Raw genomic sequence first — 21,422 nt, 5'->3', positions numbered from 1 at the left:
CAGGATAGGGGGAGCCAGGAAGCCTGGTGTAAGCTAAAATCGCTAGTGGATTTTTACGAGTCAAGCCACGAAGTGCACACATTGATGTGCAATTGTAATTTGGCAAAATACTCATTTTCAATATCAATATTATTGATATAAATTCTACCATCTCCGGTTTTGCTTGAGATCTGAACAACCATGAACCTAAAATCCTGCTCCAGTCAGAAATAGAACCCTGGCATAATAAATTCCCCCTGAATCTCACTAGTTTCATCTCATGACTGGCTGCAGCCAAATGAGCGTTCATCAGGGCTATAGGACTTGGTGCGCTCTTTTGCAAAGTAACTCAGACGAAAAGTGAGTTTATCGTAAACTGCACCATAGTCTTGGGCGTTTACATCCAGATAATACAGTGGATTATCCGGGATGTGGACCAGCGCTCGGTATTCAGGGCATGTGCTCAGTTGTAAAGCGCTCAGCCAGGCCTCGCGTATCAGGCTGGCTAACCCCGTTCCCTCTTCCCCGTATCCTCCCAGACCATTGAAGGTATCTTTGTTCACAAAGAGTACTAGATGGTAATGTGACTTCTCGTTCACCTCCCCCACCTCCCGTACCCAGGCGTAACGTAAGTGACACGGGTAACTACGAATCCCCTGCTTTATTTTTTTTCGATATCGCGCTTCTATCTTTGCGTCGAGAGATTCTATAAATCGCGATAAAAGGCCGGTCCTGATGTTGAAGTGTTTATCAGGAAGTCTGAGATCGATACGGACAGCCATCGTCCGTGGGTGTTGCGTAGTGGCCTGAGTTATTACACGAAGTATCCGTTGCAGATACCTTGTATTGAACGGGGCATGACGTTGGTCGAGATTAATATCATCAATCATTATATAATCCTGTTGTTTGAATAGCGTTCAGGAGAGGGGGCTTCAGATGGAGTGTATATTTTTAAGCTGAATGCTATTGGTTTTATTTGTAAGCAATGGGTGTGCGTGAGGCTAATATTTTAGAAAGACGTATATATGCAATGGATATGCATTTACATGAGTGTGGGTATACAGGGTGCCTGTTATGAATGTATAGCCTCCTGGTAATAGAGTTATATGACCATAGTGTAGGGTATGTAACATTGTATTAATTAGCATTCTGGTAAATATATATTAACAATCCGGCAATATTAGTTTGTTGATAGCCTGTACAGGAGGTGACTCCGTTTGCTAATTTTATTTTTTATTACTCCGAAGTTAGTTGTGTATCATATAATGACATTAGTTCTTAAGAGGTTTTGTTGGTTCCTTTAAATCATCGGGAGGGTATGTGTGACGATGTTTTTTTCATTTTAGCTTCTAGAGGCGTTAATTCGTTCCCTTAACCATTTTTCAACTTCACTCTGTAACCAACGAGAACTTCGTCCTAGCTTAATAGGCTTTGGAAAAGCACCGTCTTTAATGAGTTTATAGAACCATTTATCTGTCAACCCAGTTAGTGTGGTAATAAAGGTCATATCCACCAATTTATCTTCAGTTAATAGTTTTTCAGTTGTCATGCTAGATTCTCCGGTTGCTATGGGTGAGGCCAGAGTTGTAGTCTGCAATTGACTTTCCGTTCTGGCATAACAACCGGTTGTCATGTAAAAAATAAAATGTGCGGTTTAAGGAAAGAATGAATTTAAGGTAATGCCTCTATACGTATGCAATAGCAGTATCGTTGTTGTCATCCCCGGGATTAGGATATGAACTCCTTGCTATTTATCTGTACTTTTTATAATTTACTGACACTCATGCCCGGATAGAAATCATCCGCTCTTCGCCTGTTGAGACTCTTACCCAGAGCAACAGGAATGCCATTTCCGTGACCGTATACACGTTATCAACAACAACACATTGAGTTTATGAACTAAAAATGAAATTTTTGGACATAAAATCACATAGTGACAGGGGGTGCTGTATGAACGGATTTAGCGATGAGAGGAATGCAATTCTTTACTTATACTTCAAATTGAAGGAGAGAGGAGCAGACATCACTCCTGAATCATCAGAAACAAATATCCGCAATTATGAAAGAAAAGTTCGGGCGTTTTTGTTGAAAAATAATAATGTCACTGAGGCAGTTGTAGATACTCTCATTAACAATATCCGGGTTGAGGCTAAAAAGGCGATCCCTTCCGAAGAGGAGCTGGAGTGGTTCACAGAAGATCCTCGCGCAAGTTACTGGTTACTATGTAAAGTAGATAAAACTGAGATAGGTTTTACCTTTGATACCGGACCTCTTCCTGGTCAGAGTGAGAATTCGCTTTTGAAGGAACCGTCTGTTTACGGGTTTAATCTTCCTCCGACGCATGAGGCCAGGATGCAGTTCCTGAAAGAGAAAATAATTAAAACAATTCCCGTTGGGCCAACCAGAGACGTTATACTGAACTGGCATAAAGAATGGGTTGAGTTAATTACAAAGGATAACCTATTTTCTGATGTCAACGGAAAAACAGGTGTCACTGTTGAGTGGTTACTGAAATACCTGCAGGATAATAGTGTTGCACTGCAATGGTACCGGCATGCTGAAAGTACTGATGAGAAAATTGCTTACTGTTATGCATCCTATTTTCTCTGGCGAGAAAACCTGATGATTGGTCAGGCAGAAAAAGATTTGTTTGTTAAAAAATTCAAAAGTGCATTGAGTACGCAAAAAAGCAGAGAAAAGAAACGCACAGGTAATAATAAAGTCCTTAACGTGACGGTATCACAGGAAACGCATGACAAAATACGGGATATCTGTACCCGTGAAGGAATTTCAAATGCCAGAGTCATTGAGTATGCGATAAACTTGGCATGGAAGCAAAAAACAAATCCACACTAAATATTATTTCAGATAGATATTATCCTGATGAATCACATGGCAAAGCAGTCTCTTTCAGACTGCTTTTTTATTATCAATTCGGGATGATGGTATGAATACTGAAAGTGGTTATTCCTCGTTGCTTAAGCCCATATCAGGATTACCTGAATGGGTGACTGAGCGCTTAATGCAACAGATACGACAGATATCAGAATACAGGCCGGTAATAGGTATTATGGGAAAAACCGGCTCAGGGAAAAGCAGTCTGTGTAATGCCCTGTTTGCTGGTGAGGTATCACCGGTCAGTGATGTCGCTGCCTGCACCCGTGCGCCCCTTCACCTGCATCTGCAACTCGGTGAACGAGCCATGACGATAGTTGACCTGCCTGGCGTGGGGGAAAGTAGCATTCGCGATGCTGAATATACTGCGTTGTATCGCAACCAACTTCCCCGGCTTGATCTGGTATTGTGGCTGATTAAGGCCGATGACCGGGCGCTGGCGGTGGATGAACTCTTTTACCGTCAGGTGATTGGTGAAGCATACCGGCATAAAGTACTGTTTGTTATCAGCCAGTCGGACAAGGCCGAACCCACCAGTGGTGGGGGGCAGTTGTCCATGGAGCAGAAGCAGAATATCAGTCGCAAAAGCTGTCTGTTGCATGAACTGTTTCAGCCCGTGCATCCCGTGTGTGCGGTGTCGGTCCGGCTGCAGTGGGGACTGCGGGTGATGGCTGAACGAATGATTAAGTGCCTTCCTCGCGAGGCCAGCAGTCCCGTGGTGGCACAACTGCAGGCTCCCTTTCGCACAGCAGCAGTCCATGAAAAAGCGCGTGACGATTTTGGTGAAACCGTCGGGGCGGCGCTGGATACGGTGAGTGCCCTGCCGTTGATACCGGCTCCGGTGCGGGCAGTTATCAGGGCGGTACGCGATACAGTGGTGTCGGTTGCCCGTAGCGTCTGGAATTTCTTCTTCTGAGTATTTAATTCGGCTAATTCTTTCCTGAGCCCCGACGCCTGTGCGACGGGGCTTTCATTTATTATTTCCCGTTATTAGGAGTCTGCTTATGACCCGTCTGGCTTCGCGCTTTGGCGCTGCAAACCTTATCCGTCGTGACCGCCCGTTAACTCGTGAGGAGCTGTTTCACGTGGTGCCCAGCGTATTCAGCGAGGACAAACACGAATCCCGTAGTGAAAGATACACATATATACCCACCATCTCTTTGCTGGACAGCCTGCAGCGGGAAGGCTTCCGGCCATTCTTTGCCTGCCAGACCCGCGTGCGTGACCCTGGTCGTCGTGAACATACGAAGCACATGCTGCGCCTGCGTCGGGAGGGGCAAATTACCGGTAAGCAGGTGCCGGAAATTATCCTCCTCAACTCCCATGATGGCACCAGCTCGTACCAGATGTTGCCTGGCCTGTTCAGGGCTGTGTGTCAAAACGGTCTTGTCTGCGGTGAGTCGTTTGGCGAGGTAAGGGTGCCACACAAGGGGGATGTGGTGAGTCAGGTGATTGAGGGGGCCTATGAGGTGCTGGGGATTTTTGACCGTGTGGAAGAAAAGCGGGATGCCATGCAGTCGTTGCTCTTACCGCCACCTGCGCAGCAGGCACTGGCAAAAGCCGCGCTGACGTACCGCTTTGGGGAGGACCACCAGCCGGTTGCGCCGTCACTGGTACTCTCCCCCCGGCGCTGGCAGGATGAAAGTAATGACCTGTGGACCACTTATCAGCGAATTCAGGAGAACCTGATTAAGGGTGGGCTCAGTGGTCGTAGCGCAAAAGGCGGGCGCACGCATACCCGTGCGGTACGCGGCATAGACGGTGATGTGAAGCTTAACCGGGCACTGTGGGTGATGGCGGAAGCAATGCTCAGTGGTCTCCTCCCTGCGTGAGTTCACACTTTGCATTAAATAACGTTACGGCAATGTTAATAAATGACACTTCCTGTCATTTCTGGCGGGGATGTTTGCCGGTTAATTCACCGGAAAATGGCGCAGGCCTGACAGATACAGGCTTCAGGCCTTCCTCAAAATAGCCGCTCCCGCAGACATATCCTGTCAACCCCCTCCTTTAGAATCGCATGCCTTTCAACCGGTTAACCTGCACGGAGAATCCATCATGCCACTGGCAGAGCGCCGCTACGACAGACTGGCGGTCAGGCTGTCGCTGATTATCAGCCGCCTCGTGGCGGGTGAAACGCTGGACATGCAAAAGCTCTCAACCGAGTTTGATGTGTCAGTTCGCACCCTTTACCGGGATTTTCGTGAGCGGCTGATTTATCTGGACCTCGAATGTCATCAGGGCTGCTATCGCCTGCGGACAGGGGCCGGGCCGCAGGGCGAGCTGGACGTCCTGAGCTTTGCCCACCGTACCGGCATCGCCGGTCTCTTTCCGGGGCTGGACCGTCGGCTGGTGAGCCTGCTGCTGAACTGCGAGGGTGCACCCTGCCTGACCGGGGATGCCGTTTCTGTAGGCTCACCCGCGACCCCACTGTCCTTTTACCGGCTGATACAGGCTATTACCACCTGCCAGCGCGTCACGCTGCTGGCTGACGGAAAACGTTGCGAAAGACTGGCCCCTTACCGGTTGATTGTGCAGCAGGGCCACTGGTACCTGATTGCGGAGCACAACAACCATCCGGCGGTATTTGCGCTCAGTGATATTCATCTTGTGCAGCCCCTTATGGAGAGCTTCAGACGCAACGAGCGCCTTTACCGTCTGACGGAGGATTTACGTTTTATCCGGGCACTGCCGCACTTTAATGTCGTCCTGCAGTCGCTCAACAGTCTGTCTTCACCCTGAGTTTTACCGGTCTGCATCCGCTAGGCGGATGCAGACCTTTTTATTATTTACACACAACAAGGTACTAATGATGAAGCGAAACCTGAACACCAGCTACCGGCTGGTATGGAGCGAGGTTCTGGGAGCATTTGTTATTGTCTCAGAGCTGGCAAAAGCAAAAGGAAAGCGCAGCACTGCCGTTCTGGCGCTGGCAGTTGCCGGACTGGTGGCAAGTCCTGCCGCACTGGCCGGCGATGCACCGGGTAATATCAGCACTGTCGCTGCCGGAGACGTGGCGAGCAACACTGTTATCAGCAACCATGACACCCAGCTGGTATCCGGTACGGCAAACAACACGGTCATCAGCACCGGTCAGGAATACGGCGATGACGACGAGGCCAACAGCGGTGGTCAGTTTGTTCAGGCCGGGGGTATGGCAAACCAGACGACCATTAACGGTAATGGTCTGCAGGGTGTACTGGCAGGCGGCAGCGCCACGGACACCACCGTCAACAGCGGCGGCGGTCAGAGCGTACATGGTCAGGCATCAGATACGGTACTCAATGGCGGGGCGCAGTGGGTACACAGTGGTGGCAGCGTAGCAGGTACCGTCATTAATGAAGGTGGATATCAGCTGGTCAAGGCCGGGGCGCAGGCGACCGGTACCGTGGTCAACACCGGTGCACAGGGTGGCCCGGATGCGGAAAACAGTGACGGAATGTTTGTATCTGGCACCGCCACCGATACCACCATCAGTGCGAATGGTCGTCAGATTATTGCCGCTGGTGGGCTTGCCACCGGCACAGTGATAAAAGCGGGTGGCGACCAGAGTGTGCACGGTTCGGCAACCCATACCCGCCTGGATGGCGGTAATCAGTACGTGCATGCCGGTGCATCCGCAACTGATACGGTAATCAATGCAGGCGGCTGGCAGGTGGTGAAAAGCGGTGCGACAGCGGACAACACCACGGTCAACACAGACGGCAAACTGCAGGTGAGTGCCGGAGGCAATGCCACGAACGTTACCCAGAATGCCGGGGGCGCACTGGTGACGAACACCAGTGCCACCGTGTCCGGGACCAACAGTTTGGGTAACTTCAGCGTCGATGCCGCGACTGCCAGTGCCACTAACGTGCTGCTGGAAAACGGCGGGCGTCTTGATGTGCTGGGTAACGGCAGCGCCGATACCACTACGGTTAATCAGGGCGGTATTCTGGCAGTCTCCTCCGGCGGTAAGGCGCAGAACATCGTGATGCATGACGGGGGTGTACTGATTGCCGATACCGGCGCAACGGTCAGCGGCACAAACACCTCTGGCGCATTCGGCATTGACGGTGCAACTGGTAAAGCCAGTAACCTGCGTCTTGATAATGGCAGTCAGTTCACGGTACTGGGTAATGGCAGTGCGGATAACACCACCATCGGGGCAGGCAGCACGCTGAAAGTGGCACAGGGCGGAACGCTCACCGGCACCACCTCATTTGGCGACGGTGCATCGCTGACGGGGGACGCCACCAACAGCGGACAACTGCACTTCAGCACGGGTAACGGTCAGAACGCGGTCATCAGCGGTTCGGTAAGCGGTGACGGGCAGCTACTCAAGGACGGTGACGGCATCCTGACGGTCAGCAACGGCACACTGTCCCAGTCACAGGTAAACCTGAATCAGGGTACGCTGGCGCTGAACAATGCCATTATCAACAGCGATATCATTGCGCAGTCCGGTACGCAGGTCCGCCTGACCGGCAACTCCGTGATGAACGGGGCGATTGACCCGACTGACGTCTCACTCGACAGCGGTGCAAGCTGGAATATTCAGCGCGGTGCAGCGGTGAAATCGGTGCTTGATAACCTGGATAACGCCGGAACCATCAGCTTTTCGCCTGCACCGGCAAACGGTTCGTTTGTCCCTGAAACGCTGACGGTCAAGAATCTGACGGGCCGCAACGGCACCCTTAACCTGTCTATTCGTCTTGATGACCCGGCCTTCCCGACCGATATGCTGGTCATTGACGGCGGGCAGGCAACCGGTAAAACCTGGCTGAACTTCACCAATACCGGTGATGCCGGGCTGGGGCTGGCGACAACCGGCAGCGGTATCAAAGTGGTGGAGGCGATTAATGGAGCCACCACCGAAGCCGGAGCCTTTGCGCTGGGCCGCAAACTGCAGGCCGGGGCGTACAACTACACTCTGAGCCACGGCAGTGCCGATGAAAACTGGTATCTGTCCAGTGAAGCGGGCTACCGTGCCGAAGTGGCACTGTACGCCTCTTTGTTTGCGCAGAGCATGGATTACGACCGGGCGCTGGCCGGAACATATAGCCAGCGCAGCAGTGCGGTGAACGACCAGGGGCTCTGGGGGCGTATTCAGGGCGGGCATACCGGGCATGACGGTAACGGAGGTATTGCCCGGGGCGACACTCCGGAAAGCAGCGGCAGCTACGGCTTCATCCAGCTCGGCGGAGACCTGCTGAAGCGTGATAACGGCTCGCTTTCCCTGACCAGTGGCCTGTATGGCGCGGCAGGCCAGTCGCTGGTGGATGTGAAAAACGATGACCGCTCTGCGGCAGGCAGTGTGCGCGACACCGTGTACAGCCTCGGCGGGTATCTGACGGCAGTTCATGATACCAGCGGGCTGTGGGCCGATGTAGTGGCACAGGGCTCCCGTCACAGCCTGAAGGCCAGCTCTGCGGATAACCGTTTTGAAACTGACGGCACCGGCTGGCTGGCCTCTGTGGAAACCGGTCTGCCGTTTAACATCAGTCAGGGACTGGTGCTGGAGCCACAGCTGCAGTACGTCTGGCAGAGACTGTCTCTGGATAACGGGCATGACAACGGCGGTTACGTGAACTTTGGTGACGGCAGTGCGCAACATGTCCGCGTTGGTATTCGTTTCGGCAGTTCGTCTGAAATGGACTTCGGCCAGGGCACCTCTGCAGTCGCAGGGTTTGCTGACAGCATCAAGCGCAGCGCAAGCGAGCTGCCGGTGAACTGGTGGGTGCGTCCGTCGGTCATCCGTACCTTCAGTTCAGACGGCGATATGAGCATGGGCACGGCGGCTGCAGGCAGCAATGTCAGCTTCACCCCGTCTCAGGATGGCACCTCGCTTGACCTGCAGGCAGGTATTGAAGCGCGTGTCCGCCAGAACGTGACGCTGGGTGTACAGGGAGGCTATACCCGCAGCGTCAGCGGCAACAGTGCTGACGGTTACAACGGTCAGGCTACACTGAACGTCGCCTTCTGATAATCCGGCCACTCTGACTTGAGTGGTATCAGCAGTTCTCACAGCCCCTGTTGCTCAGCCAGCAGGGGCTTTTTGCATTTAAGGAGCGCGTCATGCCTGAATCTCACTTACTGCCACCGGGGCCGTTCACCCGGCAGCAGGCCGAAGCCATTATCAGTCGGAACCACAACGTCACCATCGAAGATGACCAGAACACGCATTTTTGTCTGGTTGTACGTGACGATGATGGCTGCATGGTCTGGCGGGCATGGAATTTTGAACCGGATGCCGGTGAAGGTCTTAACCACTATATCCGCAGGTCAGGCATCTGCACTGACACCTTCCCCCGCTGACGCCGAATCATTTACCAGCAACATTTCACCTTCCCGAACACGCTTTATTACCTCATACGCCAGCCATCGCCGCTGGCGTTTTTTATTAACGGAGACATACCCGTGACAATAGCGACACAAAACAACCTCGCATCTGCTGCTAACGGATCTGAATTTGAACTGACCGTAACGCAGGTACCCGACGAACAGCGTCTCGATTTCTGGCCGCAGCACTTTGGCACTATCCCGCAGTGGATAACGCTGGAACCCCGTATTTTCGCCGGGATGGACCGCTTCTGTGATGAGTACAACGGTGGCATCTGGTCCTTTTACACGCTCAGCAATGGCGGCGCGTTTATGGCTCCCGATGCTGACAGTGACGATAAATGGCATCTGCTCAACAGCATGAACGGCAATGATGCGCAAATGAGCGCGGAAGCCGCCGGTATCGCTGTCTGCCTGATTGAATACAGCCATCACGCCTGCCGTACAGAGTGTGACGCAATGACCGTGCACTATTACCGCCTGAGGGACTATGCCCTGCAGCATCCAGAGGCCCACGCCATTCTGCGCATCATCGACTGACCGGAGGAACAACGAATGAAACAACTTTCCTTTTTACCTGGCGAGATAACGCCACAGGACCGGCGCCTCATCCAGCGTGCTCTCAGGGCTCTGGACCGGCACCTGCATGAGCCTGGGGTAGCCTTCACCTCCACTCATGCCGTCCGGGAGTGGTTGCGGCTGCATATGGCCACACTTGAACGGGAAGAGTTCCGGGTAATGTATCTGGATAACCAAAACCAGCTTATCGCCCATGAGACGCTCTTTAGCGGCACGATTAACCGCACCGAGGTCCATCCCCGTGAGGTGGTCAAGCGCGCCCTGTATTTCAACGCGGCGGCGGTAATACTGACGCATAACCATCCTTCCGGCGAGACGACGCCCAGCCAGGCTGACAAAGCCCTTACGCAGCGACTGGTTCAGGTACTTCAGTTGGTTGATATCCGCGTCCCTGACCATCTGATTGTCGGTGGCAGGCAAATCTATTCATTCGCTGAACACGGTTTGCTTTGAGGTATGACATGAAAATTATCAGTAAACGCCGGGCGATGACGATTTACCGTCAACATCCGGCCTCCCGTATTTTTCGCTACTGCACCGGCAGATACCAGTGGCGCGGCAGTGTCTGTCATTACACCGGTCAGGTAGTTCCTGACATTCCCGGCGTGCTGGCGGTATACGCAGAACGTCGCCAGGACCGCAACGGACCGTATGCCTGCCTGATGAGTATTACCCTGAACTGACAATAAAGGAGGTTATAAATGAGCAACATCACATGGGGCCTGCAGCGGGATATTACGCCACGCCTGGGAGCACGTCTAGTGCAGGAGGGCAACCGGCTGCACTATCTGGCTGATCGAGCAAGTATCACCGGTAAGTTTAGTGATGCCAAATGCCTGAAGTTGGATGTCGCATTCCCGCATTTTATCAGTCAGATGGAATCAATGCTGACTACTGGTGAAATGAATCCTCGCCATGCCCACTGTGTCACTCTGTACCACAACGGTTTTACCTGCGAAGCCGATACCCTTGGTAGTTGCGGCTACGTATATATCGCCATTTATCCCACTCAACGCTAACGAATTTCACGAGAGCAAACATGAAAACTCTACCTGCTACAATTTCGCGGGCGGCGAAGCCTTGTCTGTCGCCCGTTGCAGTCTGGCAAATGCTTCTTACACGGCTACTGGAAAAACACTATGGTCTGACCCTGAACGATACGCCGTTCTGGGATCAAACCGTTATACAGGAACATATCGATGCCGGTATCACTCTGGCTAATGCCGTTAACTTTCTTGTAGAAAAGCATGAGTTAGTACGTAGCGATCGCACAGGATTTACCTCACAGGAACAAGCGCCATATTTGACTGTGACAGATATCCTTCATGCCAGGAGAGCATGCGGATTAATGAACAGCTGTTCGTATCGGGAAGTAAGTAATATTGTTCTTAGCCGATCACGGCAGTGAGGAGAGCTCCAAGAGTCGAGAAGATTTGCACGGTCTGTAACGAAATTGGTGATATTGGCGACTCGATGAAAGGCTCATCGAGTCCCATGAAAAACAAGGTGGGGGCACAAAAGGGGGCATTTATAAAGATGAAACAAGAAAATATTTATATTTATCAATGGGTGAATGGGTTTTGTTATGTTCCTATTATCGCACCATTTTGCATTTTTCAAAGTCTACTCAAGTTCACTAAACCCCCTTATAATCGGCATCTTTCAGCTCTCGCTTGTATTCTGACGTCTACTGACATACCCCAAAATCTACATGCACATGGGGGTACATTCGGGGGTATGTGCTGTTCGGTCTTATGGAGATACCCCCAGTGAAACTTAACGCCCGCCAGGTTGATACCGCAAAGCCAAAAGATAAACCTTACAAACTCTCAGATGGCGGGGGACTTTACCTTTTGGTCAACCCTAATGGAAAACGCTATTGGCGACTTAAGCACACGGACAGCCAAAAAGCTGCGCTGCTCGGACCTCGCAATGTAACTTTTGTCTGCCGTGATTTGCGGCGTTGAAAGTCAGCTCCTGGTACGAAGCTTACCGTTTGAAGCCAACACCGTGATTTGGAAGGCTGCGAACTGATAGCCTCGCGAGAACTGGAAGACTACATAAGTACTTGTAAGGCCGTTCGCCGTTAATATAACGCCGTTTGCGCGGAAGTTGACAACAGCTGGCAGGCCAAAATATCGCCGTGCCGAGCGGGGAAATGAAATGATTATTCGTGAACACAACGGTTATAAGCACGTCATTAGTCGTGCTAATTATACTCGACGAGTTTGGAAGGCAAATCACTACGCTTTCGGAAATTGGACTCCGGGTTGTTGGAACACCGTTCATTGCGGTCCGCGTGATTCTACGTACACGCTAGCTCACTCACAGGCCACGGTAGCAGCATGCGAAATCATGAAGATAAGCCGCGCCGAGTTTCAATTTTTCTTTGAAAAAACTGATCAGGGTGATGCGATTGTGCACATTGAACAGCATAACGTGCGCTTTAACTGGAAGGGTAAGACATATACCTTCACTCGTGGGATGGATAAGAGCAAGGTGATCGCCACTCTCAAACAGTTGGAGCTATATGGTAACGCTGACGCAGATCGCAAGATAGCGAAGATCAATAAGCAAAAGGCAGAATCTGAGGCATTACAGGCAAAGCGTGCAGCCGCGGTTGCACGTACAGCAAAACTAATGCGTAAAGACACAACTCTTACAGAAGAGAAAATTACATCAGTTTCAGCGAAAAATTTACCGCAGATGCTTTATCCAAAATACCCATTGGAAATTGCTCAAGGCCTCCCACATATGAGAGTGCTATCGTATCGCCGCTGGGTAGGGATGAACCATAAGAAACTCAACAGAATTCCCGAGAAAGAACGCATAGCGCTTTTTTTAGCTACTGCATCGTTAACCGAGGATGAGTTGCTAGCGGTGGCGCAAATGTTCGCTCCAATGCCTGAATTCCTTCTGCTGGCCACGCCTAAACTGGTTCTGCTAGTGCCTGAGTCGGATCCTAAACCTGAATTGGAGAACGAGCTGGAATATACAAAACCGTTTTACAACAAAATTTACGGTGCCGATCCAGTTGAGGGTGTTTCTGATACAACAAAAGCGGTATTAGTTACCGAAACAGCGCCTGATGTCGTTATTTCAAGTCCAAAAGAAGAAGAGCCAAGCCAGTCAAAACAGCGCAAATCGGGAGTACGCAAACCACGTAAATCGCGAATTCGTCAGCTGGTGGAACGCGACGCTAAAGGCGATATACCGTTTTACGGTATGCGCCGCCGTACACAGGCACAATTCCGTGCTGACGTGGCGTTGAACTGTTTTGAACGCTGCGTGATTTCCGGTGCAAGCCTGATGCGTTGCGAAGCGGCTCACCTGTTGGCGCACGCCCGCAAAGGTGGTGCGAGCTTTAAAAACGGCCTGCTGCTCCGTGCCGACTTGCATACTTTGTTTGACGCTGGAATGTGCGCGATTGATCCGCTGGCCATGACAATACATTTTAGTCTCACCATCTTGGAAAGCGATCCTGATCTGGCTGCTTATGAAGGTAAGACTATCAAGACAGTTAAGCCGATTAACTCCACCAACTTGGACGAACGTTGGACGATATTTCTGACGGCTTATATGGAAGTCGACACTGCCGCATAAAATTTGAACACCTGACTGCGTTCCTGGCAAGCGGCAGTCTAATATTTCAAGCGTGACTTACTTCTGAAAGCAACTACGACCAACGTCATATCAAGCCACGTAGCAAATACCCGTCTCTGGTGTTAAAAACTGTCTAACCTGCAGGTTATGTGCGAGCAGTGCAACGTCGGTCAATCGAACCATTCCGAAGTGGACTGAAATGCGCCAGCATAGTAAAAGGCGTTTAGTGTCATTTAAAATAAACCCAGATCTACTAGTGCGGCCTTCATTACAGTGAATGAGCTCGGCTATGAGGCTGATACCTGATACTTTTGAGCGCTACTAAAAAAAGGACTGAATAGCATCCTTTGTAGATAAGGCACTAAATCAGAGCCGATTGCAGTGATTGATCTTGTTGTTCTGATCTGCAATTAAGTCATACATGCAAACATTTGGGGGTACTTATGGGGGTATGTTAAAAGATCGAATTAAGTAAAGTGATTAAAAATCAATGCCTTTGTGTTGATGATTTTGTTCCTATTACCGCACCATTTTTTCTTCCCGTATCATCCTCGATTCTCCATTTTCCCTTATTTTTCGTGGTGTTGGCTGTTTTATTCGCCCGGCGTTATCCACCTATTGCCGTTACAAGCCAAATTCAAAACGGGTAAATAATCGGCTATCTGAGTTTGACGCAGGTTTCTATAAAACGAAAAGATGCTGGCGCTTGTGCTCGTACGATGATTATCGTCAGCTAGCTAATCTGATGTCACGCGCTGCTGCCCCTGTTTTTCTGGCAAAGCATAGCGATTTAAGTTCTTTGTTATTTCAGGCGTTATCCCGGATCTTCATGCCATATATTCACTGGCGGAAAGAGCGTCTGAAGGAATGGGTAAACGAAACTCCCTCTATTTGCACCAACAACAACGAGAACATATTCACCAGCTTTCAACCAGCATCCTGTGGCGCAGCGAACTCCCGACCTGGCTAATCATGATAGCTATTTATGGCGGCTGGTTTGCGACCCTGGCGAACTGGCAGGCGCTGGGTTTATATCCCGCCACCGTGCTGCTTATCGGGTTTACCGCCTGGTACATGTCGCTGCAGCATGAGTTGATCCACGGACATCCCACGCGATTTTCCCGGCTGAACCAGCTTTTTGGCACGCTGCCTCTGGCGGTCTGGTATCCCTATGGCCTATACCGCGACTCTCATCTGGCGCATCACCGTAATGACCACCTTACCGTACCGGTGGACGATCCTGAGTCTTATTACTTTAGCGATGAAAGCTGGGCGCGGTTTCGCCCGTGGCAGAAGCGGGTGATTCATCTGCGAAACACCTTTATTGGACGGCTGTTGCTGGCACCGCTGATAGATATCGTGCAGACGTTGGGCAGTGCCTGGTCCGCCTTTCACCACGTTCAGGTTGCTGCCATGCTGATGTGGGTCATCCACGGGGCCTTACTTGCCGTGCTTTTTAGCTGGATGTTGCACCTTGGCTTCTCTCCTCTGTGGTTTGTTCTGGCGGTGAGTTACCCCGCGCTGGCGCTGACCAAAGTGCGATCCTTTTTTGAGCACCGGGCGGCGGACGATCCGCTGGCGCGTTCGGTAATCAACGAAGCCGGGCTGTTCTGGCGGGTCCTGTTTTTAAATCTTAACTATCATTCTGTACATCACGATCTACCTGGTGTGCCCTGGTATGGGCTGAAGGCAGTTTACCTGCACAATCGCGATGCTTATCAGCAGCGCAACCATGGTTTTCTGGTGAAGGGATATGGTGAATGGTTACGTCATTTCTGGGGGAAGCCGGTGGATGTGACGGTGCATCCGGGTATTCATAAAGGAGACGGTCATGAGTGACCCGCTGGCATTCCCGATGTACGCCGTTAACCGCCGCGACAACGATGCTCTGTGGCTGGCAGTTCAAAAACTGCTGGTTGCCCGGGGCGTGCCGGTAGGGAACCTCACGCCAGTGTTGCCGGAGGAGGCGCTGGTAGCACACTGGCAAAATCCGCAGCTGATCCTGAGCCAGACCTGCGGTTATCCGCTTGTGACGCAGCTTTTGGACGTTCAGGTGGTTGGTTGTTTTCACTATACCGCGCCGGGCTGCGAGAACATCTATTACCGCAGCGTGCTGGTGGTGCGCGAAGAGGATAAACAGCAAACCTTTGCTGATTTTCGCGGCCGAGCGGTGGTGTGCAATTCCACCGATTCGCAGTCAGGTTACAACGTACTCATGAAAATGGTGACGCCACTGGCGATAAACGGGCGCTTTTTCTCGCGCGTTGTCCTGAGCGGCAGCCATCGTCAGTCGCTTCACGATGTGAAGCACGGTGCAGGGGATATCGCGGCCATCGACTGCGTAACCTGGGCACTATTACAACGTCATGACCCCACGTTGCTGGATGGACTGGCGATTATCGACCAAAGCCCGCTGGCGCCTGGGTTACCGCTCATCACTGCGGGGGAAACCTCTGCCGACATGCTTGCTGTGCTACGTGAGGCGCTTCATACGCTGGTGAGTGCGGCGGAATACCGGGAAGTTTGTGCCGCGCTGCTGATTGGCGGGTTTAGCGAGGTGACGCGCCAACCTTATTCGCAGTTACTGGACTGGCGCAAGGCAGCGCAAACAGCCGGGTTCACCCGGCTGTAGCTAGTCAGGCCAGTGGAAGGCCAAGTTTTTCCCGCAGGGTACCCGCCGCATATTCGGCTTTCATCACCCCTTTGGCTTTTAGAATAGGGACAACCTGTTCAGCGAAGCGATCAAAATCGCCCGGCAACAGCGGGAACATCAGGTTAAAGCCGTCTGCGGCCCCGGAAAGGTAGATTTCCGCCAGCGTGTCGGCAACTTCCTGCGCACTGCCAATAACCAGCCAGCTGTCGGAGCTTTGTAGCAACAGACGACCCAGCTCCAGAATGGTCAGGGCGGGGTCATAATCCCGGATGAGTTGCAGAACGGTGCGAATACCATCGAAGTGTGCTTCGTCCGGCAGCGGCGGCAGCGGTTTATCGTAGGGATAAGGGCTAAGATCCAGCTTCAGATAAGCCGACAGCAGATCGATAGCCATCTTGTCGCTCATCAACTGCGCGTTAAGCTGCCGGCGTTCGGTTTTTTCGGCCTCGGAATTCACCACCACCGGCAACACTCCGGCGATGATTTTAAAAGCTTCAGGCGAACGACCAAGTGCTTTCAGGCGCTGATTCATCTCTTCGCGGTAGGCTTTTCCCTGCTCGATGGACTTGATAAACACAAAGTGCATATCCGCTCTGCTGGCTGCGAGCTGCTTTCCGGCTTCAGAAGAGCCTGCCTGCACAAGAACAGGATGCCCCTGCGGCGGACGTGGCACATTAAGCGGGCCACGCACCTTAAAGAAATCGCCGTGATGGTTAAGATGATGCACTTTGTCTGCATCGGCAAACAGGCCGCGCTGTTTATCAAACAGAAGCGCACCGTCTTCCCATGAGTCCCACAGATGGGTGACCACATCGATAAATTCCCCGGCGCGCTGGTAACGATTACCGTGCTGCGGGATCTGATCCAGACCGAAATTGGCGGCTTCCTCTTCCAGCCAGGAGGTCACAATATTCCAGCTTGCGCGCCCGTTACTCAGGAAATCGAGTGAGGCGAAGTAGCGCGCCAGGTTATAGGGTTCGGTGTAAGACGTTGAAGCCGTTGCCATCAGGCCAATATTGTCCGTTACGGCTGCCAGCGCCGAGAGCAGCGTCAGCGGTTCAAGCCGGGCATTGGCATAATGGGCAAGGCCGCTGTCCCAGATCCCGGTATGGTCGGCAATGAACAGGGCGTCAAGCGTGGCAGCTTCGGCCTTGCGGGCAAGGGCGGTGTAGTAGCTGAGGGTGAAAACCTCGTGTTCAGGAGCGTCCGGGTGACGCCATGAAAACCGGTAATCACCCTGTGGATTGAAAAAGAACAGGTTCAGGATCATGGTGTTGTGCGACATTGTGGGGCCTGTGTCAGGTTGTGGCCGATCCCTGGCCATTGAATAATTAAACGCGTTAAAGGTTGGTGTTGACCCATTGCTCTGCTACGGCGGCAGGATCTTTGTGCTGAAGGTCGACCTGCTTGTTCAGCTCGACCAGGGCGGTGTTATCCAGTTTGTGAGACACCTGATTGAGAACGGCGTCGATTTTTGGCGTTAGCGCCGCTTTGCGTACCAGCGGGACAACGTTCTGGCTTGGCTGTTCGTGTTTATCATCTTCCAGTACCACCCAGTTCTCTTTGGCGAGCGAACCCTGGGTGGATACCACCGTTGCCACGTCAATTTTGCCGGAGTTCAGCGCCAGGCGGGACAGCGGCCCGCCCATGTCGAGGGATTTCACCTCTTTAAACTCCAGGCCGTAGACGCGCTTCAGGCCCGGTAAACCGAGAGCGCGAACCGGAAACTCCGGCGGGCCGCCGATCACCAACTCGTGTGCAACAGGCGTCAGATCGGAGAGTTTGGTTAACCCGTATTTTTTGGCCGTGTCGGCGCGGACGGCCCAGGCCGTGACCGAGCTGGCGGGAGAGGGGGTGAGCAGCGTGAATTCTGCCGGCAGCACTTTTGCTAGCCCGGCGCTGACGTCGCTCTGGGTCGTCGCCAGCGTTTTAGTGTCATAATAATTCAGCAATGCGCCGAGATATTCCGGAACAATATCTATTTCGCCGCTTTTCAGGGCTGGAATAATAATTTCGCGGTTACCCAGATTAAGCCGCGTTTTAACATCAATATTATTTTTCTTTAATGCGCTGGCGTAAATATTGGCAAGAATTGAGCTTTCGGTAAAGTTTGCCCCGCCGATGGTGACGGTTTCTGCCAGAGTAGTAAAACTCAAGCTGAATAATCCTGCCGCCAGCAGGGATAATTTAAATCCACGGCGGTTAAATGCTTGCCATAATGATTGCTTCATAGTGCCTCTTTTTTTGCAGGTGGTTTTTATCATGATTCCGTTATTGCAGGGGTAGCCTTTGACGGAAATAACACGTTGTTGATAAGTGAAAATATTCCCTCGCAGGCAAGTGCCAGCAGCGTCACCACAAGGGAGCCGGAAATGACCTGCGGTATATCGCGCTGCCCAAGACCATCAATCAGGAAGCGGCCCAGCCCCCCCAGCCCGGCATAGGCGGCGACCACCGCCGTGGCGATAAGCTGCAATAGCGCGGTACGCATTCCGGCAAAGATCAACGGCATTGCCAGCGGGATGCGCAGCTGCCACAGGCTCTGTACAGGCGTCATGCCAAGTGCGGTGGCGGCGTCGCAAAGGGTGCGGTCGGCGTGATAAATCCCCACCCAGGTATTGGTCAGGATCGGTGGGATAGATAACGCGATTAGCGCAAGAAACACCGGCACATCATTGAAACCAAAAAGAATAATGCACAATAAAATCAGGCCAAGAGACGGAATCGCCCGGCCAATGTTGAACAGGTTGATGACCAGGAAAGCCCCTTTGCGCCAGTAGCCCAGCGCCACTCCCAGAGGTAACGCAATGGCCGAGGCGATAATCATGCTTACCAGCACATACCAGAGATGCTCGCGTAAGCGCAGCAGGATCCCCGCATTGCCGAGCCAGTGGTCTGGCTGAATTAACCAATGCCAGGTTGTCGTTAAGATGTCCATTAGCGTGCCCACGGCGTAACCCAATAGCCCAGACGCGCTATCAGAGAGTCAAAAATAAACGACAGCACCAGGCTCAGCACCACGCTCACCACAATCGGCGTAAGGAAATCCTGGTTAAAGCCCGACAGCAGCAGTTGCCCAAGACCGCCCTGACCAATCAGCGCCGTGACCGTCACCAGCCCCACTAGCGTGACCGAAGCAATACGCAGCCCGGCAAACAACGACGGCATAATCAGGTGCAGCTCAACGTCGACAAACCGGTACCAGCGTGTGTAACCCAGCGCGCGGGCGGATTCGAGTACGTCCGACGGCAGTTTTTCTATTCCAGCGACCACGTTACGTAGCAGGATCAGCAATGAATAGAGCGTTAAGCCAATCACTGACGTGGTGAGCGACAGGCCGGTAAATGGGATCAACAGAATAAATAGCGCCAGCGAGGGGATGGTAAACAGCACCCCACACAGACCGAGTAGTGCCGGCGCCGAGGCGGGCCAGCGCAGAGTCAGGCCAATCAACACTCCGGTGAGCGCCGTGCCGAAAAAGAGCGATACTGCCACCAGCAGTGTGTGCTGCCAGAGCAGGTCGGCAATCGGCCCCTGATTATCCACAATCCATTGCCAGTCAATCATAGCGGCGAACATCCACATGCCCGTCCAGCACGCGCTGGAGCAGCCCGTGGGAAATACTTCCCTGATACTGACCGTCTCCGTTGACATGCACCAGCACTCCACCCGGCGCATCCAGAAGTGCGCTGTAGGCGAAACGAAGGGAGTGAAGCGCCTTCAGGGTGAGCGAAACGGGCAGGGTGGTGCGCCGCTCAGGGTCTAGCCAGTACAACGGGCGCAGCTGTTTATCGAGCACCAGCCGCAGCGGGCTGGCAACCACCGGATGCTGGCTGGAAATAGGGGTTAGCGCCTCGTCCACCAGGGGCACATCGTGACGCGGAAGCTGCCCAACCTGAAGCCTGGCAAGGCGTTTTAAGTTAGGCTCCGGCCCGATGAATCGCGCCACGAACTCGCTGGCCGGCTGGGCGAGGATATGATCGGGCGTATCAAACTGAGCCAGGATGCCACCTTCCTGAAAGATGGCCATTTTATCGCCCAGGCGAATGGCTTCATTGATGTCATGGGTGACGAGCACGATAGTTTTGTGCAGGCGCTGCTGGAGCTGCAACAGCTCGTCCTGGAGCTTTTCTCGTACGACCGGGTCGATGGCCGCAAAGGGTTCATCCATTAACAAAATAGGGGGATCGGCCGCCAGCGCGCGGGCAATCGCCACCCGACCTTGCTGCCCGCCCGAAAGCTGGTGGGGGTAGCGCGCAAGCAGACTCGGGTCGAGGGACATGATCTCAACCAGTTCATCGATACGTGCCTGAATATGCTCTTTATTCCAGCCAAGAAGGCGCGGGACGGTTGCGATATTCTGAGAAACGGTCCGGTGCGGGAATAACGCGGCACTTTGCATCACAAAACCGATTTTTCGCCGTACCTGAATAATATCGGCATTGGCTATTTTAATACCCTGGACATATACCGAACCGGCATCCGGGATATCCAGTTGATTAATCATACGTAGTATCGTGGTTTTTCCGCAGCCGCTGGGGCCAACAAATGTGCAGAATTCACCTTCATTGATCACAATATTTAATTTGCCGATCGCGGCGTGCGTACTGCCAGGGTACGTTTTGTTTATGTTTTCTAGTCTTATCATATGAAACAATAGCGCCCTGAAATTATTTCGTTTATATGAAACACAAATTACAGAGGCGGTGAACAGGGCGCAAATATGATATTTGCATTTGTATTGCTGGTATTTGGATTTTGATAATGACGGCAGGAATAACGTTTAGTCACAACAGCAATATCGGTGAAAGGCGAACGTGGGAAAGCAAGAGAATAGGTACGGTGCGTACCCGTGCTGCAATGATCGGGTGTGCTTTACGCATGGCGATTTCTTCCATGGACATAATCAGTATGTTGGAAGATTTCTAAAAGCGAAATGGGACACTTACAAGCACTATAAGCATCCCTATATGGCTCCAGTCGCCGAAGATAATCACCCCAAATCATCCAGGCTTCGGTCTTCACTCGTCCGCTTTATGCGCCCAGGCAGGCATTGCCGTCAGATAGCGCTTAGCCCGCTTTTGTGCTTCTTCCGGGCCGACCTTTTGCCAGGAGTCGAGGAAACTCGCCAGGCCTGATACCGCCTCTTCCCAGGATTTAAGATTGCCGTTGCTGTCGCTACAGTACGCGCAGTATTTATCACTGGCACTTTGTGCATCGGGCGCCGACATCGGCATTCCGCAAGCCTGACAGAACTCTTCATGTTGTGACATAGGATGCTCCTTATGGTGATGCATTGATTAATAAATATACTGAATATGTCTTGTGCAGGTGATGCATCAGATCAACGCTAAGGCGAAATCTTGTGTGCCCGGCATCCTGTGTCAGAGAT

Annotated in this window: 22 protein-coding genes and 1 pseudogene; 15 read left to right on the top strand and 8 right to left on the bottom strand. The window is 52.3% G+C overall.

Features of this window, described 5'->3' with window-relative positions:
- Positions 1–257: 257 nt before the first annotated feature.
- Together ACLGE8_RS03760 and ACLGE8_RS03755 are read right to left on the bottom strand one after the other, a co-directional pair.
- The gene (locus ACLGE8_RS03760; protein ID WP_410996550.1) at positions 258–869 is read right to left on the bottom strand and encodes an inovirus Gp2 family protein; all 612 of its coding nucleotides are present in this window, start codon (positions 867–869) and stop codon (positions 258–260) included.
- A 452-nt stretch (positions 870–1,321) separates the two neighbouring features.
- A complete protein-coding gene (locus tag ACLGE8_RS03755) occupies positions 1,322–1,528 on the bottom strand; it encodes a helix-turn-helix transcriptional regulator (RefSeq protein ID WP_410996548.1) in 207 nt (68 codons plus the stop codon).
- Between the two features lie 401 nt (positions 1,529–1,929).
- Between ACLGE8_RS03755 and ACLGE8_RS03750 the strand changes: the two genes are divergently transcribed.
- The 15 genes and pseudogenes from ACLGE8_RS03750 to ACLGE8_RS03680 all read left to right on the top strand — a co-directional run bounded on the left by ACLGE8_RS03750 (position 1,930) and on the right by ACLGE8_RS03680 (position 16,009).
- Positions 1,930–2,835: a hypothetical protein gene (locus tag ACLGE8_RS03750; protein WP_410996546.1), complete on the top strand. Its 906-nt coding sequence runs from the start codon at positions 1,930–1,932 to the stop codon at positions 2,833–2,835.
- A gap of 91 nt (positions 2,836–2,926) precedes the next feature.
- Positions 2,927–3,790: a GTPase family protein gene (locus ACLGE8_RS03745; RefSeq protein ID WP_410996545.1), complete on the top strand. Its 864-nt coding sequence runs from the start codon at positions 2,927–2,929 to the stop codon at positions 3,788–3,790.
- 88 nt (positions 3,791–3,878) lie between these two features.
- On the top strand, positions 3,879–4,706 hold the full coding sequence (locus tag ACLGE8_RS03740) for a DUF932 domain-containing protein (protein WP_410996544.1): 828 nt from the start codon (positions 3,879–3,881) through the stop codon (positions 4,704–4,706).
- A gap of 226 nt (positions 4,707–4,932) precedes the next feature.
- Positions 4,933–5,616, top strand: a complete 684-nt coding sequence (locus ACLGE8_RS03735) for a helix-turn-helix transcriptional regulator (protein WP_410996542.1) — start codon at positions 4,933–4,935, stop codon at positions 5,614–5,616.
- A 70-nt stretch (positions 5,617–5,686) separates the two neighbouring features.
- Positions 5,687–8,839 carry an AIDA repeat-containing protein gene (locus tag ACLGE8_RS03730; RefSeq protein ID WP_410996633.1) on the top strand — a complete coding sequence of 1,051 codons (3,153 nt, stop codon included), beginning with the start codon at positions 5,687–5,689 and terminating at the stop codon, positions 8,837–8,839.
- Between the two features lie 92 nt (positions 8,840–8,931).
- On the top strand, positions 8,932–9,171 hold the full coding sequence (locus tag ACLGE8_RS03725) for a DUF905 domain-containing protein (RefSeq protein WP_410996540.1): 240 nt from the start codon (positions 8,932–8,934) through the stop codon (positions 9,169–9,171).
- Positions 9,172–9,273: 102 nt separating this feature from the next.
- A complete protein-coding gene (locus tag ACLGE8_RS03720; RefSeq protein WP_410996538.1) occupies positions 9,274–9,735 on the top strand; it encodes an antirestriction protein in 462 nt (153 codons plus the stop codon).
- A gap of 15 nt (positions 9,736–9,750) precedes the next feature.
- Positions 9,751–10,227 (top strand): JAB domain-containing protein, encoded by a 477-nt coding sequence (locus ACLGE8_RS03715; protein ID WP_410996536.1) that lies wholly within the window; start codon positions 9,751–9,753, stop codon positions 10,225–10,227.
- An 8-nt stretch (positions 10,228–10,235) separates the two neighbouring features.
- On the top strand, positions 10,236–10,457 hold the full coding sequence (locus ACLGE8_RS03710; protein WP_008783823.1) for a DUF987 domain-containing protein: 222 nt from the start codon (positions 10,236–10,238) through the stop codon (positions 10,455–10,457).
- An 18-nt stretch (positions 10,458–10,475) separates the two neighbouring features.
- The gene (locus ACLGE8_RS03705; protein ID WP_410996534.1) at positions 10,476–10,793 is read left to right on the top strand and encodes a type IV toxin-antitoxin system YeeU family antitoxin; all 318 of its coding nucleotides are present in this window, start codon (positions 10,476–10,478) and stop codon (positions 10,791–10,793) included.
- Between the two features lie 20 nt (positions 10,794–10,813).
- Complete coding sequence (locus ACLGE8_RS03700) at positions 10,814–11,182, top strand: TA system toxin CbtA family protein (RefSeq protein ID WP_410996532.1); 369 nt, start codon at positions 10,814–10,816, stop codon at positions 11,180–11,182.
- A gap of 361 nt (positions 11,183–11,543) precedes the next feature.
- Positions 11,544–11,696: pseudogene (locus tag ACLGE8_RS03695) on the top strand (Arm DNA-binding domain-containing protein); the annotation flags it as partial.
- Positions 11,697–12,129: 433 nt separating this feature from the next.
- The gene (locus ACLGE8_RS03690; protein WP_410996530.1) at positions 12,130–13,377 is read left to right on the top strand and encodes an HNH endonuclease; all 1,248 of its coding nucleotides are present in this window, start codon (positions 12,130–12,132) and stop codon (positions 13,375–13,377) included.
- Positions 13,378–14,244: 867 nt separating this feature from the next.
- The gene (locus tag ACLGE8_RS03685) at positions 14,245–15,216 is read left to right on the top strand and encodes a fatty acid desaturase (protein ID WP_410996528.1); all 972 of its coding nucleotides are present in this window, start codon (positions 14,245–14,247) and stop codon (positions 15,214–15,216) included.
- A complete protein-coding gene (locus ACLGE8_RS03680; protein ID WP_410996526.1) occupies positions 15,209–16,009 on the top strand; it encodes a phosphate/phosphite/phosphonate ABC transporter substrate-binding protein in 801 nt (266 codons plus the stop codon). The genes ACLGE8_RS03685 and ACLGE8_RS03680 overlap by 8 nt, the downstream gene beginning before the upstream one ends.
- A gap of 4 nt (positions 16,010–16,013) precedes the next feature.
- Here ACLGE8_RS03680 and ACLGE8_RS03675 read toward each other — a convergent pair whose 3' ends face one another.
- The 6 genes from ACLGE8_RS03675 to ACLGE8_RS03650 all read right to left on the bottom strand — a co-directional run bounded on the left by ACLGE8_RS03675 (position 16,014) and on the right by ACLGE8_RS03650 (position 21,303).
- Positions 16,014–17,315: an LLM class flavin-dependent oxidoreductase gene (locus ACLGE8_RS03675; protein ID WP_410996525.1), complete on the bottom strand. Its 1,302-nt coding sequence runs from the start codon at positions 17,313–17,315 to the stop codon at positions 16,014–16,016.
- Between the two features lie 55 nt (positions 17,316–17,370).
- A complete protein-coding gene (locus ACLGE8_RS03670; protein WP_410996524.1) occupies positions 17,371–18,261 on the bottom strand; it encodes an ABC transporter substrate-binding protein in 891 nt (296 codons plus the stop codon).
- A 29-nt stretch (positions 18,262–18,290) separates the two neighbouring features.
- Entirely contained in the window at positions 18,291–18,968 is a 678-nt protein-coding gene (locus ACLGE8_RS03665; protein WP_410996523.1) for an ABC transporter permease, read from the bottom strand.
- Positions 18,968–19,597, bottom strand: a complete 630-nt coding sequence (locus ACLGE8_RS03660) for an ABC transporter permease (protein WP_410996522.1) — start codon at positions 19,595–19,597, stop codon at positions 18,968–18,970. The genes ACLGE8_RS03665 and ACLGE8_RS03660 overlap by 1 nt, the downstream gene beginning before the upstream one ends.
- Positions 19,590–20,678 carry an ABC transporter ATP-binding protein gene (locus tag ACLGE8_RS03655; RefSeq protein WP_410996521.1) on the bottom strand — a complete coding sequence of 363 codons (1,089 nt, stop codon included), beginning with the start codon at positions 20,676–20,678 and terminating at the stop codon, positions 19,590–19,592. Before ACLGE8_RS03655 ends, ACLGE8_RS03660 begins: the two co-directional genes overlap by 8 nt.
- A gap of 373 nt (positions 20,679–21,051) precedes the next feature.
- Positions 21,052–21,303 carry a zinc ribbon domain-containing protein gene (locus tag ACLGE8_RS03650; RefSeq protein WP_410996520.1) on the bottom strand — a complete coding sequence of 84 codons (252 nt, stop codon included), beginning with the start codon at positions 21,301–21,303 and terminating at the stop codon, positions 21,052–21,054.
- Positions 21,304–21,422: the final 119 nt, after the last annotated feature.

Source organism: Kluyvera sp. 142486, from assembly GCF_046569695.1.
Lineage (GTDB): Bacteria > Pseudomonadota > Gammaproteobacteria > Enterobacterales > Enterobacteriaceae > Kluyvera.
The sequence above is the reverse complement of the archived record's forward strand: the minus strand, read 5'-3'. Positions and strand labels throughout refer to the sequence as shown.

Bases quoted from the DNA above. Each gene is read 5' to 3' on its own strand.
- ACLGE8_RS03670 (WP_410996524.1), bottom strand. From the start codon at position 18,261: ATGAAGCAATCATTATGGCAAGCATTTAACCGCCGTGGATTTAAATTA.
- ACLGE8_RS03715 (WP_410996536.1), top strand. From the start codon at position 9,751: ATGAAACAACTTTCCTTTTTACCTGGCGAGATAACGCCACAGGACCGG.
- ACLGE8_RS03750 (WP_410996546.1), top strand. From the start codon at position 1,930: ATGAACGGATTTAGCGATGAGAGGAATGCAATTCTTTACTTATACTTC.
- ACLGE8_RS03675 (WP_410996525.1), bottom strand. From the start codon at position 17,315: ATGTCGCACAACACCATGATCCTGAACCTGTTCTTTTTCAATCCACAG.
- ACLGE8_RS03700 (WP_410996532.1), top strand. From the start codon at position 10,814: ATGAAAACTCTACCTGCTACAATTTCGCGGGCGGCGAAGCCTTGTCTG.
- ACLGE8_RS03650 (WP_410996520.1), bottom strand. From the start codon at position 21,303: ATGTCACAACATGAAGAGTTCTGTCAGGCTTGCGGAATGCCGATGTCG.
- ACLGE8_RS03755 (WP_410996548.1), bottom strand. From the start codon at position 1,528: ATGACAACTGAAAAACTATTAACTGAAGATAAATTGGTGGATATGACC.
- ACLGE8_RS03655 (WP_410996521.1), bottom strand. From the start codon at position 20,678: ATGATAAGACTAGAAAACATAAACAAAACGTACCCTGGCAGTACGCAC.
- ACLGE8_RS03705 (WP_410996534.1), top strand. From the start codon at position 10,476: ATGAGCAACATCACATGGGGCCTGCAGCGGGATATTACGCCACGCCTG.
- ACLGE8_RS03680 (WP_410996526.1), top strand. From the start codon at position 15,209: ATGAGTGACCCGCTGGCATTCCCGATGTACGCCGTTAACCGCCGCGAC.
- ACLGE8_RS03725 (WP_410996540.1), top strand. From the start codon at position 8,932: ATGCCTGAATCTCACTTACTGCCACCGGGGCCGTTCACCCGGCAGCAG.
- ACLGE8_RS03735 (WP_410996542.1), top strand. From the start codon at position 4,933: ATGCCACTGGCAGAGCGCCGCTACGACAGACTGGCGGTCAGGCTGTCG.
- ACLGE8_RS03730 (WP_410996633.1), top strand. From the start codon at position 5,687: ATGAAGCGAAACCTGAACACCAGCTACCGGCTGGTATGGAGCGAGGTT.
- ACLGE8_RS03740 (WP_410996544.1), top strand. From the start codon at position 3,879: ATGACCCGTCTGGCTTCGCGCTTTGGCGCTGCAAACCTTATCCGTCGT.
- ACLGE8_RS03685 (WP_410996528.1), top strand. From the start codon at position 14,245: ATGGGTAAACGAAACTCCCTCTATTTGCACCAACAACAACGAGAACAT.
- ACLGE8_RS03690 (WP_410996530.1), top strand. From the start codon at position 12,130: ATGAAGATAAGCCGCGCCGAGTTTCAATTTTTCTTTGAAAAAACTGAT.
- ACLGE8_RS03760 (WP_410996550.1), bottom strand. From the start codon at position 869: ATGATTGATGATATTAATCTCGACCAACGTCATGCCCCGTTCAATACA.
- ACLGE8_RS03745 (WP_410996545.1), top strand. From the start codon at position 2,927: ATGAATACTGAAAGTGGTTATTCCTCGTTGCTTAAGCCCATATCAGGA.
- ACLGE8_RS03710 (WP_008783823.1), top strand. From the start codon at position 10,236: ATGAAAATTATCAGTAAACGCCGGGCGATGACGATTTACCGTCAACAT.
- ACLGE8_RS03660 (WP_410996522.1), bottom strand. From the start codon at position 19,597: ATGATTGACTGGCAATGGATTGTGGATAATCAGGGGCCGATTGCCGAC.
- ACLGE8_RS03665 (WP_410996523.1), bottom strand. From the start codon at position 18,968: ATGGACATCTTAACGACAACCTGGCATTGGTTAATTCAGCCAGACCAC.